Origin of the sequence: Undibacterium sp. Ji42W, assembly GCF_049340405.1 — a bacterium.
Taxonomy (GTDB): domain Bacteria; phylum Pseudomonadota; class Gammaproteobacteria; order Burkholderiales; family Burkholderiaceae_D; genus Undibacterium.
This window is the reverse complement of record NZ_JBMPOV010000003.1, coordinates 120,665-133,705: the sequence shown is the minus strand read 5'-3', so window position 1 is coordinate 133,705 and position 13,041 is coordinate 120,665. Positions and strand designations below refer to the sequence as shown.

At 53.6% G+C, this 13,041-nt stretch carries 13 protein-coding genes; 6 read left to right on the top strand and 7 right to left on the bottom strand.

Annotation, left to right across the window (positions count from 1 at the left end; genetic code table 11):
* Window positions 1-123 precede the first annotated feature (123 nt).
* The 4 genes from ACO0LG_RS06880 to ACO0LG_RS06865 all read left to right on the top strand — a co-directional run bounded on the left by ACO0LG_RS06880 (window position 124) and on the right by ACO0LG_RS06865 (window position 4,906).
* The gene (locus ACO0LG_RS06880) at window positions 124-1,260 is read left to right on the top strand and encodes a hypothetical protein (protein WP_423024647.1); all 1,137 of its coding nucleotides are present in this window, start codon (window positions 124-126) and stop codon (window positions 1,258-1,260) included.
* Window positions 1,261-1,458: 198 nt separating this feature from the next.
* The gene (locus tag ACO0LG_RS06875) at window positions 1,459-2,562 is read left to right on the top strand and encodes an aminoglycoside phosphotransferase family protein (protein WP_423024645.1); all 1,104 of its coding nucleotides are present in this window, start codon (window positions 1,459-1,461) and stop codon (window positions 2,560-2,562) included.
* Window positions 2,559-3,584, top strand: a complete 1,026-nt coding sequence (locus tag ACO0LG_RS06870) for a T3SS effector HopA1 family protein (RefSeq protein ID WP_423024643.1) — start codon at window positions 2,559-2,561, stop codon at window positions 3,582-3,584. Before ACO0LG_RS06875 ends, ACO0LG_RS06870 begins: the two co-directional genes overlap by 4 nt.
* Complete coding sequence (locus ACO0LG_RS06865; protein ID WP_423024641.1) at window positions 3,581-4,906, top strand: lanthionine synthetase LanC family protein; 1,326 nt, start codon at window positions 3,581-3,583, stop codon at window positions 4,904-4,906. The genes ACO0LG_RS06870 and ACO0LG_RS06865 overlap by 4 nt, the downstream gene beginning before the upstream one ends.
* Before the next feature lie 136 nt (window positions 4,907-5,042).
* On the opposite strand, the gene ACO0LG_RS06860 is transcribed toward ACO0LG_RS06865, so the two are convergent.
* The 3 genes from ACO0LG_RS06860 to ACO0LG_RS06850 all read right to left on the bottom strand — a co-directional run bounded on the left by ACO0LG_RS06860 (window position 5,043) and on the right by ACO0LG_RS06850 (window position 7,442).
* On the bottom strand, window positions 5,043-5,342 hold the full coding sequence (locus ACO0LG_RS06860; protein ID WP_162060724.1) for a DUF1843 domain-containing protein: 300 nt from the start codon (window positions 5,340-5,342) through the stop codon (window positions 5,043-5,045).
* A 121-nt stretch (window positions 5,343-5,463) separates the two neighbouring features.
* Window positions 5,464-6,933 (bottom strand): GDL motif peptide-associated radical SAM/SPASM maturase, encoded by a 1,470-nt coding sequence (locus ACO0LG_RS06855; RefSeq protein ID WP_423024639.1) that lies wholly within the window; start codon window positions 6,931-6,933, stop codon window positions 5,464-5,466.
* A gap of 56 nt (window positions 6,934-6,989) precedes the next feature.
* Window positions 6,990-7,442: a DUF1843 domain-containing protein gene (locus ACO0LG_RS06850; RefSeq protein ID WP_423024637.1), complete on the bottom strand. Its 453-nt coding sequence runs from the start codon at window positions 7,440-7,442 to the stop codon at window positions 6,990-6,992.
* Window positions 7,443-7,662: 220 nt separating this feature from the next.
* Between ACO0LG_RS06850 and ACO0LG_RS06845 the strand changes: the two genes are divergently transcribed.
* The gene (locus tag ACO0LG_RS06845; RefSeq protein WP_423024635.1) at window positions 7,663-8,286 is read left to right on the top strand and encodes a class I SAM-dependent methyltransferase; all 624 of its coding nucleotides are present in this window, start codon (window positions 7,663-7,665) and stop codon (window positions 8,284-8,286) included.
* A 112-nt stretch (window positions 8,287-8,398) separates the two neighbouring features.
* Complete coding sequence (locus ACO0LG_RS06840) at window positions 8,399-9,484, top strand: hypothetical protein (RefSeq protein ID WP_423024633.1); 1,086 nt, start codon at window positions 8,399-8,401, stop codon at window positions 9,482-9,484.
* On the opposite strand, the gene ACO0LG_RS06835 is transcribed toward ACO0LG_RS06840, so the two are convergent.
* The 4 genes from ACO0LG_RS06835 to eboE are packed head-to-tail and all read right to left on the bottom strand — an operon-like array spanning window position 9,481 to window position 13,034.
* On the bottom strand, window positions 9,481-9,915 hold the full coding sequence (locus tag ACO0LG_RS06835) for a GAF domain-containing protein (RefSeq protein WP_423024631.1): 435 nt from the start codon (window positions 9,913-9,915) through the stop codon (window positions 9,481-9,483). The two genes, ACO0LG_RS06840 and ACO0LG_RS06835, sit on opposite strands and share 4 nt — an antisense overlap.
* Before the next feature lie 31 nt (window positions 9,916-9,946).
* Window positions 9,947-10,846, bottom strand: a complete 900-nt coding sequence (locus ACO0LG_RS06830; protein WP_423024629.1) for an EboA domain-containing protein — start codon at window positions 10,844-10,846, stop codon at window positions 9,947-9,949.
* Between the two features lie 23 nt (window positions 10,847-10,869).
* The gene (locus ACO0LG_RS06825) at window positions 10,870-11,817 is read right to left on the bottom strand and encodes a UbiA family prenyltransferase (protein WP_423024627.1); all 948 of its coding nucleotides are present in this window, start codon (window positions 11,815-11,817) and stop codon (window positions 10,870-10,872) included.
* Complete coding sequence (gene eboE / locus ACO0LG_RS06820) at window positions 11,814-13,034, bottom strand: metabolite traffic protein EboE (protein ID WP_423024625.1); 1,221 nt, start codon at window positions 13,032-13,034, stop codon at window positions 11,814-11,816. Before eboE ends, ACO0LG_RS06825 begins: the two co-directional genes overlap by 4 nt.
* Between the last annotated feature and the right edge of the window lie 7 nt (window positions 13,035-13,041).

Below are 13,041 nucleotides of genomic sequence, written 5' to 3'. Positions count from 1 at the left end.
CCTTGCACTGCCTCGCTGTCTCATCGCAGGCTTGCAATGCTGCCATTAGTTTGTTGCTTTGTTTTTCCCTGGTATTCCCTTTTCGTTCATGAAATGTAGTACTACTCTTAGGAGAGTTTTGCCATGACTACGCAATTACCGTTTTGTCACATCAACACATTGCCACCTCAATGCCTGCCCGTGACTATTCCTGCTGCATGCCACAACCTGACACAACCACCACAATGCCTGCCACAAACCTCACCTGTGATCTGCCATGTGACGCAACCGCCACAATGCCTGCCACACACTCTGGTCGGGCCGCTTTGTCAGCACGTCACCAGTCCCGTCATCTGCCAGATCGTCACTCACAATAATCCCCAATGCGGCACACAATGCCAAGCTAATACACGCTTGCCTATCACTACGACCTTCGATCCAACCATATTTCAAACCCAGACACCAGTACTCCACAATCAAACACCGGTACTCCAAAACCAGACACCAGTACTACATGGTGGCGTGGGCGGTCTGGCCGCACAAGCACAAAACTTTGCAGGAGCAGCAGCACCTGCCCAGCAATTTGCAGCACAAGCCAATGTCGGGCCAACCGGCGTACAGCATTGCACAGCCGCACCACAATTTTGCGGCAACACGGCGTGGCAGCCTTGCCCACCCATCGGCCCAACCGGTGTACAACATTGCACCGCTGCCCCTCAGGTTTGCGGTAATACTGCATGGCATGGTTGCCAGCCACAACAGGCACAACAGGCGCATTTCCCTTTCCATCCAACCACAAACCCCACTGCCAATACCCATTGCTTCATTTGCCCACCGTTCACCATTGAGGCACAGCAGGCTGCACCGCAGCAAGCACAGGCAATGAATCCAACGAATGCGACGCATTGCTTCGTTTGCCCTCCACACACACTGGAAGCGCAACAACAAGTCGGACCAACCGGCGTACAGCATTGCACAGCCGCACCGCAATTTTGCGGCCATACAGCGTGGCATGGTTGCCAGCCACCACTGTCGGCACCACCACATTGCCCAACCGTTGCTGCCGCTGTTTGCCACACAGCTGCCACGGTTTGCACACAAACGGTAGCGCCTACGCATCTGCTGGGTTGCACTTGCCTGCCGATGACAGTTGGCCCAATGATTCCTACCCAAAACATGCAAATTTGTGGTCACACTTGCCTGCCTATGACGGTAGGGCCTGTGATCCCTACGCATAACATGCCAATTTGCGGCAATGTCACTGCGCCTGGCTTTTGCTAAACAAGGAGCAAGTGAACCAAAGCAGGACAAAGCAGTACTTGGCAGTTTGATCAGCCCTGGTAAAAACGGTCGGGATACATTCCCGGCCGGGGGTTGACTCATTCTTTGTAAACCCCAGATGCAAATTTTGCACCTGGGGTTTCGGCATACTGGCAAGCGTAAGGCTCGCCGCAATACCAGGAGTAATCAGGAATGTTTTTGACCGCATCCAATATGGCCCACTATCTGCTGGCGCGAGGCACGGTTCCACCAAGCGTGGTCGTCGATGGTGATTTCATGGTAGTGGAGGCGGGCCGCCGCAACCGCAATTACAAGATCATACGGCGCGATGGCTCAGGCTTGTTCGTCAAGCAGATCAAGGAAGTCGAGCCCATGGCAATCTCGACCATGCAACGCGAAGCTGCCTGCTACCGCATGGCGCAAAAAAATGGCTACGAAGCTTTGGCAAGACTGATGCCCGGCTTTGTCGATCATGATGCTGGCCGTCATTGCCTGACCATCAGCTTGTTACCCGGCGGTGAAAATCTGACAGAATTTCATGCCCGCAAAAAAACGTTCCCGGCTGAAGTTGGCAAGTTGCTCGGTGCTGCATTGGGAAGCTATCACCAGACCCTGCGCGGCAAGTCGCTGCAGACAGAAGACCTCAGCAACTTCCCGCGCATGGCGCCCTGGATTTTAAGTTTTCATCTGAACAGTGTGCAGGCTGGCTCCACGCTTAGTGGTGGTGTACAGCAATTGGGGGCACTGATCAGGCAATATCCTGACCTGCAACAAAACCTGGCGCGGCTGGCACAGGGCTGGCGCTATGACAGCATTATCCATGGTGACATGAAATGGGATAATTGCGTGGTCTATCCTGGCCCCAATGGCGAACTGACTCTCCGCATCATCGATTGGGAACTGGTCGATTATGGTGATGCCAGCTGGGATATAGGGGCAGTGCTGCAAGCCTATCTGACTTCGTGGATATATTCCATGCCGCTCTACCATGAATTCGATCCTGCCAATTTTGTCGATAAGGCTATTTATCCGCTGGAGAGCATGTACCCATCCATCCATGCCTTCTGGCGCAGTTACATAAAAACGGCAGGCATAGATAAATCGCAGACTTATCCCTACTTGTTACGCTGTATAGAATACGGTGCCGCACGCATGGTGCAGACTGCCTTTGAATCACTGTATTACTCGCCAGCCATGACTAATCATGCGGCGACCTTATTGCAGGTCAGCCAGAATATTTTGCGCAATCCGCAGCAGGCAGCATCTGCCTTGTACGGTTTCAGCGGGGAGTTGTCATCATGAGTGATCTATCCATGCACGAAGAATTAAATGCCATCTACGCTGCCTTGCAAATCCATCATCAGCATAGCTATGCATTAGGCAGCAACGCGCCTGTACCAGTCAACATCACTGGGAACCAAGGCAGCCAGGGTGGCCAGGCCAATCCGGCGCAAGCGCTGATCGCCGCCATTAATAGCAGCCTGTATGGCATGTACTATGTCCGTGATGCTGCGGGCGAACCTGCGCTGCCATCGCAGAGCCTGGTAGCCAACCTGAGCCAGGCCAACCAGACACCAGACCGCTGGGACCCTGGCTGGAAAATTTACCAGCAAAGCCCCGATGGCCGCGTCATGATACAAAAAGGTGAACGCAGCCGCACCGCAATGGCGGGCGAATATGCGGCCAACAAATGGCCGGGTATGCCAGCAGTAGCCGGTGAGCTGGTGAACTTGCGCGTCTATCCCGGCACCGCCGATATGCAACAGGGGTTTTACTATGCGTTTGGCAGCAATTTGTCTGACCAGTTTGATGATTATGAACTGATACGTTTTTATTTCAATGTGCCAGCCCATGCGGCGACAGAATTACTCTACGGGTTGACCACACAACTGAACCGCTATGCCCTGCCCTTCCGTTATAAAACCCTGGTCGATGCCAGTGCCTATCGCCGCGCTGATGCCGCTGTGCTGTACATCGCCAAGCGCCACTACGCCATGGTGGCCGCGCTGATGCAGGACTTGCATGCCAGCCTGGGTAGCAAGCTGCGCGCTGCCACACCAATGTTCTGTAAAACCCTGATGAACGGCATAGGTGTGGCAGAAGAGCCAGGTACGGGTGAGAGTTTTGGCATGCACCGATGCAGGCTGGTGGCAGAAGGCATGGTGGATGCCTGGCTGGCCGGCTCACAAAGCGTGAACGCACGCGCAGATGCCGTGCAAAAGCGCTTTGTCGCGAATGGCATTGATATGCGCACTCCCTACCTGAACCGAAATTCAGTCAACCTGTTTGAAACACCCGTATTTAGCGGAGGCTTGCTGTTATGAATGCACCTATCAATGTACCCATGACTGTACCTGTAACTGCACCTATGAACGCAGTCATGAATCCTTACAAAGAAGTTTATCTCGACGTGGCTGACCGCATAGGCCGCAATTTATGTCGCGATGCGGTCTGGGATGGGGCACGCTGCAACTGGCTGGGCTGGTCCATGGAAGCAGTGAATCAAAACTGGGTGCCAGCATACCGCTCCTTTGCCAGCGACGTGTATGGTGGTACCAGCGGTATCGCCCTGTTCCTCGCCGAGCTGCATCAGTTCAGCGGCGACAAGCAACAGAAACGGGTACTCGAAGGCGCATTGAACCAGGCACTATCGTTGTCTGACAGAATGCAAGGGCCAGCCCGCAGCGGCTTTTATGCAGGCAGCAGTGGGTTTGCCTATGTACTGGTGCGCATAGGCAGCTTGCTGCAAAACGAGGCCCTCATCGCCAGGGGTCTGCGCGAAATGGCCAGCCTCAAAGACCAGGTGCCGGATGCCATGTTCATCGATGTCATCGGTGGTAGTGCCGGTGCTATACCTGCGATGCTGAAACTGGGGCTGGAACACCAGCGTACTGACTTCATCAACCTGGCGCAAACCCATGGTGATTATTTGCTGGCAAATGCGAGCAAGAGTGATGCAGGCTGGTCGTGGGAAACCATGCATGTGCCAGGACAAAAACATTTGACAGGACATTCACATGGCGTGGCTGGCATAGTCACCGCCCTGTTGGAACTGTATCGTGCCACAGGTGAAAAGCGTTATCTGGATGGTGCCAATGAGGGCTTGCGTTATGAACGCAGCCTGTTCAGCGCCCAGCATAATAACTGGCCAGACTTGCGCATCATGGATGCCAGCCAGGCTGAAGCCCCACCTGTCTATAACTTGGCCTGGTGCCATGGCGCACCCGGCATTGGTCTGTCACGCCTGCGCAATGTTGCCCTGATGCCGGATGATGCCATGCTCATGCAGGAATTGAACGCCGCCGTGCAAACCACCGCCAGTTCGCTGATGCCAGCCTGGGTGCATGGCGTAGGCAATTTTTCGCTATGCCATGGTGCCTGCGGCAATGCTGAGTTGATGATCATGGCGGGGCAATATCTGAAACGCCCCGATCTGACCCAGATCGCAGATAAAATAGGGCAGGAAGGCTGGCAGCATTACGGCCAGTCCGACATGCCATGGCCTTGCGGCGTGGCGGGTACGGGTGAGACACCTAACCTGATGCTGGGCACGGCGGGGATAGGGCATTTTTATTTGCGCCTGTATAACCCTGAGGCTGTGCCCTCGGTGTTGATTGTGACGCCGCTGGAGAAGGTGGGGAGTTGATTGAAATTTTGTAGGTTGGGCTACGCTTCATCAGCCCAACACTTGGCCTCAACATACGTATACGTTATTTAAACGCCGAGTGTTGGGCTGGTAAACCGCAGCCCAACCTACAAATTTAACCCAACCTACTAAAACATTAAAACAAACGATTATAGTAAGCCACTTGCGCTTTTAAACGCGAAATTTCAGCCTGATCTCCGCGTGTCACTGCATCTTGTATCGCCACACCATACAAGGCTTGCGGTGGCAAGCCCTTGGCCTTCATGGCTGTTTCCAGCGACGGTAAGAGGCGTTCTATTTCTGATGCGGCTGCCAGATAGTCCAGTGCCTGGTCGCGGACGGTGGACATTTTTTTGACATCGCCACTGGCGATTGCTTCATGCATGGGAACGGCATACAAGGCGGCCAAGGGTGCTGCGTGTGTTGGGGAAACCATATCTACTCCTTCGAGAAATCCTGGCATCACTATAAAGCCAGGCGGATTAAGGAAAATATTTATCAATACAAAATTTCCCCCGGCAAACCCCAAAAAAATTTTGGAGGCCGGGCTTTGATCGTCAGACTGTGCTGGTCAGCACATGCAGGCGATCGAGTACGCTCTTGAGTTCTGTCATGACGGCTTGCCGTCTGGCTTCTTCAATGGCATATTTTTGTGCAGCTACGGCGACATCGGCATGGCAATGCGGGCACTCGGTTTCATCCTGCCAGATGTATTCATGACAGCTGCGGCACAATCCCAGTTCAGGCAAGGGATTACTGCTGGTGCGTTCAGCCACGCGTGGTGCTGGCGCAGATTCCTCAGGCAAGATTTGCCTGCCGGGAATCGCTTCTTCATACAGTTCAAACCGGCCTATGGCAAAAGGCTTGTCAGGCGCTGGTGCCACTTTGCGGATTTTTTCATGTATGCCGCGCTTCTCCAGCTTCAGTGCGCGGTAGTGGCAATAGGGATTATTGCCGGGCTTGCCGAACAGGGAATCTGAAGTCCAGGTGCAGCCACCACGGCAAACATCGGCGTAGTAGCAGGTGCGACAATGCCCCCACAGTGAATCGATATTGCGCATGCGGCCAAAGTGCAAAGCCTCAGACGTGTTCCACAATTCTGCCACGGCAGTATCACGGACATTGCCACCGCCATAGGTTTCCGTGGCCAATGATGGGCAACCCTTGATGGTACCGTCCGCCTCAAGACCGATGACATTCTGGCCGGCAGCGCAACCTGTCCAGTGCAGGGTTTCATCGCCGAGGCCACGCCAGTGATGCTCGAAGGGGCCAAAGTAACCGAGGTTGTTGCCAAAGGTCAGCAACAGGCCGCGTTGCTGGCCCTCATGGTAAAGCCGGTTCAGCAGTGGCATGAGTTCCAGCACGCGGTGTGGTTGTAGTAACAGGTGGTCATTTTCTACCGCATTGCCCATGGCCACGGTGATCTGCAATTGCCAGTGGCTGGCACCTGCTTCGATGATGCGGTTGAACAGCGGTTCCAGTTGGTCTATGGTTTCTGCACCGATCTGGGTATTACAGCTGACACCCAGGCCCAGGGATTTGGCGGTTTCCATGGCACGCAGGGCATCATTCCAGGAGCCTACGACACCACGCACCCTGTCGTGATAATCCTTCATGCCATCAATGGATACGCCTATGCCAAACAAGCCAGCCTGCTTGCCAGCTTCCAGCCTGGCGGTATTAAGGTTGCGGGCACCGGTTTGCATGCCCACCCGTATGCCGTGACCAGCGATGCGCCCCACCATTTGCAGCCAGTCTTTGCGCAAGAAGGCTTCGCCACCTATGAGGGTGATTTCACGCGTGCCCAGGGCGGCCAGTTGATCAATCACGGAGAAGGCTTCTTCGGTGGAGAGTTCCCCCACCCTGCGCTTGCCAGCGCGAGAACCGCAGTGGCTACATTTGAGATTGCAGGCGAGGGTAATTTCCCACACCACATGCACAGGCGTATGGCCGTTGAGATCAGACAGCGTACGCGCCCTGGCGGGTTGGGACGCTTGAGAAGATTGAGATACCTGAGTTTGTTCCATACTTGGCTCCGGTGGCAAATGCCAGCAAGCTGGCATCCGGGATCATGCGGCTGTACTTATTTGCTGGCGTTGAGTTGTGCCAGCAGGCTTTGTGCGAGTTCTTTCAGGCGATCAACTTCGGCCTGATCACCACGCGCCTGCGCGTCCTGTATGGCGACACCATAAGGCGTGACAGGGTGAAAAGCGGCGGCAGAGTTGCTGACACCACCGAGCAGATTGCCATACGAAGAAAGTTCGGATTTGATGCGGGCGATTTCAACCTGGTCGCCACGGGCAACGGCGTCTTGTATGGTAACGGCATACAGGGGACGGATAATACCGCCCTTGCTTTTGATCGCGCTTTCCAGTTCAGGCAACAGACGGGCCACATCGGCGGCGGCCGCCAGGTGGCTAAAAGCGGCATCACGCGCTGCGCTCATTTTTGCTGCGTCGCCACTGGCAATTGCATCGCTCATTGCGACCGCATACAGGGGGATAAAACCGCCATAAGATTCTTTACTGGTAGTCATAAAATTACTCCTTTAAGTGAGTACGGGTGATGAAACTGGGGTGGGTATCTATGAAATTCTGGAAACCTGCCTGCTATCAATATGGCAAGCTTACTTAGTATATTTTCAATTATCTAAAAGTCAATGTCATTATTCTTTTTTTAATTAAATTAAATGGATAAAGAAATCATCAAGACCGATGCTTTACACTTGGCAACCCTGCCAAACACCAAACCACAACATGAATGCGAATAAAGTCAGCGGTACCGAAGGCTATGCAGAGATGGCGGATTGCCTGGTGCAGCAATGGCAGGAAATTTCCTTCGAAGAACATCATGCTGCCGTTTTGCACCTGCTGCCGAAAGCACCTGCCCGTGTGCTTGATCTTGGTTCTGGCATAGGCAGTGATGCAGCGGCCTTTGCAGCAATGGGACATCGTGTTGTTGCCGTAGAACCGGTCAGTGAATTACGCTTGCCGAGCATTGCCCTGCATGACTCGCCTCTGATCACCTGGCTGGATGACTGCCTGCCCGATCTGGCTGTACTCAGCTCCAGAAAAGAAACTTTTGACCTCATCATGCTGAGTGCCGTGTGGATGCACTTGGACGAAGCTCAACGCCAGCGCGCGATGCCCAGGCTGGCAAACTTGATGAATGCATCAGCAACGATGATCTTGTCGCTGCGCCACGGCCCTGTCCCTGCCGGGCGACGGATGTTTGATGTCAGCGCGGCAGAGACCATAGAACTGGCCGCGCTGCAAAACCTGGAACCTATTTTGCATGTAGAGGCAGCATCAATACAAAAACTCAATCAGCAAAGCGGGGTGACATGGACGCGGCTGGCATTCAGACGTGCAACATCGTAAAGCGACAAAAATACAAAGGCGTAAGCACACATATCATATTGACCACAATTATCTTTTGTGAAACACTGACCTGCATTGAACTCATTTCAGGTTCATTTTTCAGGCTCATTCCATGGCAAACCCGCTACCCATCCTTGTGCCGCAACTCATGATGCAACAGCGATGCGCATCCAGCATTGTCTTGCGCGGGCTGAATAATCCACGCGGCATCAAACTCAAACAAGATGGCAGCCTGTTGGTGGTGGAAGCAGGCAGTGGTGATACTGCACAGCCTTTCTCAGGACGACTACTGCAATTCAAACAGGATACTGATGGCGGGTATGCAAGGTGCGAGGTACTCGCCGACGGTTTTCGCTCCATGAATATGCAGGCACGCATGTGCAGGGATGAAATATTCGGACTTGCTGATATCGCGTATGGCGATGGTCGCTGGTTGCTGAGCCAGACTGATTATGTTGCCGGTTCACGTATTCTTGATTTGACTAGCTTGCCGCCTCAGCCACTGATGCATAGCAGTGGCAATTTAAATGCGCTTTGTTATCACCCACAAAGACGAAGCTGGCTAACGGTCAAGCCAGATACCAACCAGGTGATAGAATTCATTGATGGCCAGCCGGAAGCAGTGGTCGGTGTGCTCGCAGATCTATCGTGTGGTCAACACGCCGTACCAGTAACGATTATCCTTGATCAACATTCAAAAGCGGGGAGTGGCGATCAGCCAGTGTTGATTTCCCTGTTCTCTGGCGAGTTGCAAGGCGATGCCGGCAAGATGGGCATCAATTTTGAAAAAGGCGTCAGCCAGATCGTCAGGCTCGATCTTGCTACGGGTGAAGTCAGCACAGTCATAGCAGGCCTGACGCTGGCCACCGGCATGGCATTCACTGAACAAGGGCAATTGCTGGTGCTGGAATTATGCGAGGATTTTTTAGAACCCATGCCTGCAAATGAAGTACCACAAACAGCATGGCATGGTGGCTTCAAGCGTTATTCCGGTCGCCTGCTTCGCTTTGATCTGGACAAGCGCACGGTAACTTGTCTTGCCAGACATCTGGATACGCCATCGAATTTATGCGTGTCGGGTAATACTGTCTTCATCAGCGAAGGCATGGGCTTGCCCGGCCGCCCCATCGCCAATGCAGATGGAGAAACCGAGGCACTGGAAGGCTATGTGCGCAAACTGATATTGCCAGAAAACTAGATCGCCTGTAAACGCGCAGTCAGCTCAGCCAGTTTGGTGGGGAAAGGTGCCTGTGCCACCCACTCAGCCGGGTCACCTTCTTTTTGCCAGGCAAAACCAACCACCGCCATGACATCACCCGCTTTGCTGAGCAAGGGAATGGCAATTGCCGCCTGCGCACCAACCGCCTTGGCACCTGGACGTATATTACCGCTCTTATCGTCTTGCAGATTACAGGTTTGCACAGGTGCCTTGCTCAACTGTGCCGCACCTGCCATGCCCTTGCCATGACTGACATGGGCGACGATGGCGAGTACAGGTTCAGGTATGCGCAAGGCGGCACTCAGATATAAATCTTCACCGCGCTGTACATGGATAGTGCCTGCGGCAGCATCCAGATTGGCGATGCTGTCTTCCAGCCATTGCTGGTGTTCTGTGTTTTTTTCAAACATATTAATTCTCCTCAGTTTATGAGTATTGCTATCAGTATGAGTCTTGCAACAGCTCTTGCCAGCTCTGGTCTTTTGCTGCCGTGATCAGATTCTGTTGCTGGCACAATGTGCGAATCTTGCATTCATGGGCAGGCAGACTTTTGGCAATTGCCAGTTTTTCTGCCATGCTGCCTTGTTCAAGTGCGCGTAATAATTCTGGTTCACCGACCAATGCGAGTTGCGGTGTTACGCAACGCCATAATTCAGGACTGATGGCACGTCCCGCTGCCCAGCGTTCATGGGCGAGGTCAATCAGGATAGCGGCCAGGGCAGGATTATTCCTTTGCTCCAGGCCTTGTATTGGCCATAGCGGGCTGTCGAGAAAAAAACATTTGACGACCATCTGGTTCCAGGCGGCTTCATCAAACGCTTGCATGGGGTAAGGGTTACGGTGCGCCATCGCTTCAAAAATAGGACGCATGCTGGAGCGTATCGCTTCACGGGAGCGGTGTTCTATCGCCACTGCTGCGGGATACAGCGGAAAGCCAGAATACAGGGCGATCAGTTCATTGAGCTCGGCACTGTCAGCGATGCTGTCAAGCTGACTGGCGAATTGCGTTTCATCACCGGCATAGCTGGCGAGTAGGAAAGCCACCCTGGCTGCGATATCGATGCTCCAGGCCGAGGGGTCAAAACCAGGGCGTAGTGCATACGATTCGGCCAGTTCATCTGCACTCAAATTCAAATCCTGTTTGCCTAGTTTGCGCGAAGCCATGCCCATCGCACGATACACATCACGCTCCTGTTTCGCAGTACTGATTTGCTGGCATTGCAGGCGGAACCATAGCAAGGCTTCTGGCGTGGTGCGTGCTGCTATCCAGATATCGAGTTGCGACAATGCTGCAGCAGTTGGTGTCAGTGCCTGCATTTCTTCTAAAGATGGATGTCTCATGATGCCCGCCTTCAAATGATGGATCAGGTTCCGGGAATGACACGCTGCAAGACCCTGGTCAGGACAAAGGCACCCAGGCAAAACGCCACAGCAACAAGGCCACCACCGGCGATGGCGATCACCAGTGCATCGAGCAAGGAGGTCGCAGCAATCAATTGCGCCACGGCCTTGGGTACAGAACCTGCAAGATGGCGGGTAATCAACAGGCGCACAGCGATAACGTCTGCAACGATCAGGGCCAGCAGCATCAGCAAAGCCAGTCCACCATCGTCCCAACTGGTGACAGAGCGGCTGCCATATAAAAGCACAGGCAAGGCCAATATCAGCAGGGGCCACAGGCTGCCAAGACGGTTCAGGCTCTCTTGTTTTGCAGCATATGTCAGACCGACTACATGCGCCCAGATAGCCAGTGCTGCCAGCACCACTGTAGTATTGAGCAGCACAATGCCGGTCTGCGGTGGCTCAACAGCAGTATTCAATTCAACCATCATGACACTGGCAGCGGCAACAAAGTAAACGAGTGCGCGACACAGGCCCATGATCAGCGGGCTCAGTGGATTGCCCTTGTGCCAGACGTTGTACAGCAGGATGGTCGCGGCCAGTGCGCAGCCGCAGACGATAGCCCAGGTGCCGTAATAGCTGAGTATAGCAATGCCCGCCACCTGAAGGACAAAGCCTATGGCAAACACTGCCCCCGCGCTGATCTGACCAGAAGGAATCGGTCGCCCCGGCCTTTCGCGGGCATCAATTTCACGGTCAAAGGCGTCATTCAGATACATGCCCGCACAATAAAAAGCCGATATCGCCAGCATCACCAATAGCGTATGCATGAGGGATAAAGGGCGGCCAGTCATGCTGCCAGCAACGATGGCACCCGCTAGCACATTGGTCCATACCGTAGGCAGGTTGGATACCCGGCCCAGTCGCAGATAAATACTCATGCGGCTGTTATTCATGACTAAAGTATTCATGTCAGCAGTTCTTTCATGATAAAACTGAGCTCACGCGCAATGGCATGCGCTTTGGATTCAGTCTTCAAATGGGCTGGCAAGACATCCCAGGTATAAGTCTCGACTTCCAGATGCCCTGAAAAACCTTGCTTGCGCAAAGCCTGCAAAGTCGCCAGCAACTCTGCACGGGTTGATCCCAGTGTTGAAGCTTGCTGTTGTTCACTATCCCAGAAAATAGGCACATGGCAGTGCACACGCCATTCACCGTTTGCATGGCCAGCCTGGTAAGCTGACAGTGCGGCAGGCAGGTCGGTATAACGCTGCAACTCATCTTCATTCTGGATCACGACCTGATGCAGATAAACACCATCATCAAAACGCCGCAATTCACGCAACAACTCTGCATGCATGACAGGAATGCGCAAGGCGCAAGATAGCTGTATCTTGGGTATGCGTACGCCGAGCGCGGTCAAAGTCTGCATGGCATGAACGGGGTCTTCAAATTCGACTGCAGCATGACAAACGTCATAGCACACACCCAGATGACGGCGCATCAAGCGCTCAGCCTGCGCTTCTGTGCAGGTGAGCAATGCAGCCAGATTGCTGATGCTGTCTTTTGCCCATAGCTGACCGCAAAAAAAAGCCGTGGTCTCGCTCATGGTTTCCAGAAAACAACAGGGTTCTGGTTCCAGTGCCAGGGCTATGCATTTTTCTGTTTCTTGTTCGATCTCGGCCAGCATGGCAACTGCCTGTATGAGCCGCTCAACAATCTGCTGTTGTGCATCGGCAGTTTGTGTTTCGGATTTGTAGGCACCAGGGACGGTGGAAATACTGCCTTCCATATCATCAGGCAGGAGCTGGCTCAAAATCACGGCGCATTGCCTGGTGTAGCGCAAACGTTCAGTATCGCGCCAGTCTGGCAGATACACTTGCTCCTTGACCCTGACGGTGTGAAAAGGCCCGTAGGGAAAAGCATTGATGGTGAATACATAGGCACCCAGGTTTTGTAGTTGCGCCTTGAATTGCTGCAAGACCGCAGGCTGGACCAGGCTGTCAGCGGCAATTGCCGACAGGCGCAGGCCTATGCCAAAGGACTGGTCATCAAGCAACTCCAGCTTTTTCCTGAGTGTGGGTATGGTTTCATTGAGGCTGGCGCTGATTTCTTCCCAGCTTTCACCTGCATGGATATTCGTGCAGTAAGTCAGGTGCACGTTTTGCGGTGGCAGGGATATCAACATATCAGTC

Excerpts from the sequence above, each read along its gene's own strand:
- ACO0LG_RS06880 (WP_423024647.1), top strand. The coding sequence starts at position 124 with ATGACTACGCAATTACCGTTTTGTCACATCAACACATTGCCACCTCAA.
- ACO0LG_RS06845 (WP_423024635.1), top strand. The coding sequence starts at position 7,663 with ATGAATGCGAATAAAGTCAGCGGTACCGAAGGCTATGCAGAGATGGCG.
- ACO0LG_RS06825 (WP_423024627.1), bottom strand. The coding sequence starts at position 11,817 with ATGAATACTTTAGTCATGAATAACAGCCGCATGAGTATTTATCTGCGA.
- ACO0LG_RS06835 (WP_423024631.1), bottom strand. The coding sequence starts at position 9,915 with ATGTTTGAAAAAAACACAGAACACCAGCAATGGCTGGAAGACAGCATC.
- ACO0LG_RS06860 (WP_162060724.1), bottom strand. The coding sequence starts at position 5,342 with ATGGTTTCCCCAACACACGCAGCACCCTTGGCCGCCTTGTATGCCGTT.
- ACO0LG_RS06855 (WP_423024639.1), bottom strand. The coding sequence starts at position 6,933 with ATGGAACAAACTCAGGTATCTCAATCTTCTCAAGCGTCCCAACCCGCC.
- ACO0LG_RS06870 (WP_423024643.1), top strand. The coding sequence starts at position 2,559 with ATGAGTGATCTATCCATGCACGAAGAATTAAATGCCATCTACGCTGCC.
- ACO0LG_RS06850 (WP_423024637.1), bottom strand. The coding sequence starts at position 7,442 with ATGACTACCAGTAAAGAATCTTATGGCGGTTTTATCCCCCTGTATGCG.
- ACO0LG_RS06840 (WP_423024633.1), top strand. The coding sequence starts at position 8,399 with ATGGCAAACCCGCTACCCATCCTTGTGCCGCAACTCATGATGCAACAG.
- ACO0LG_RS06830 (WP_423024629.1), bottom strand. The coding sequence starts at position 10,846 with ATGAGACATCCATCTTTAGAAGAAATGCAGGCACTGACACCAACTGCT.
- ACO0LG_RS06865 (WP_423024641.1), top strand. The coding sequence starts at position 3,581 with ATGAATGCACCTATCAATGTACCCATGACTGTACCTGTAACTGCACCT.
- eboE (WP_423024625.1), bottom strand. The coding sequence starts at position 13,034 with ATGTTGATATCCCTGCCACCGCAAAACGTGCACCTGACTTACTGCACG.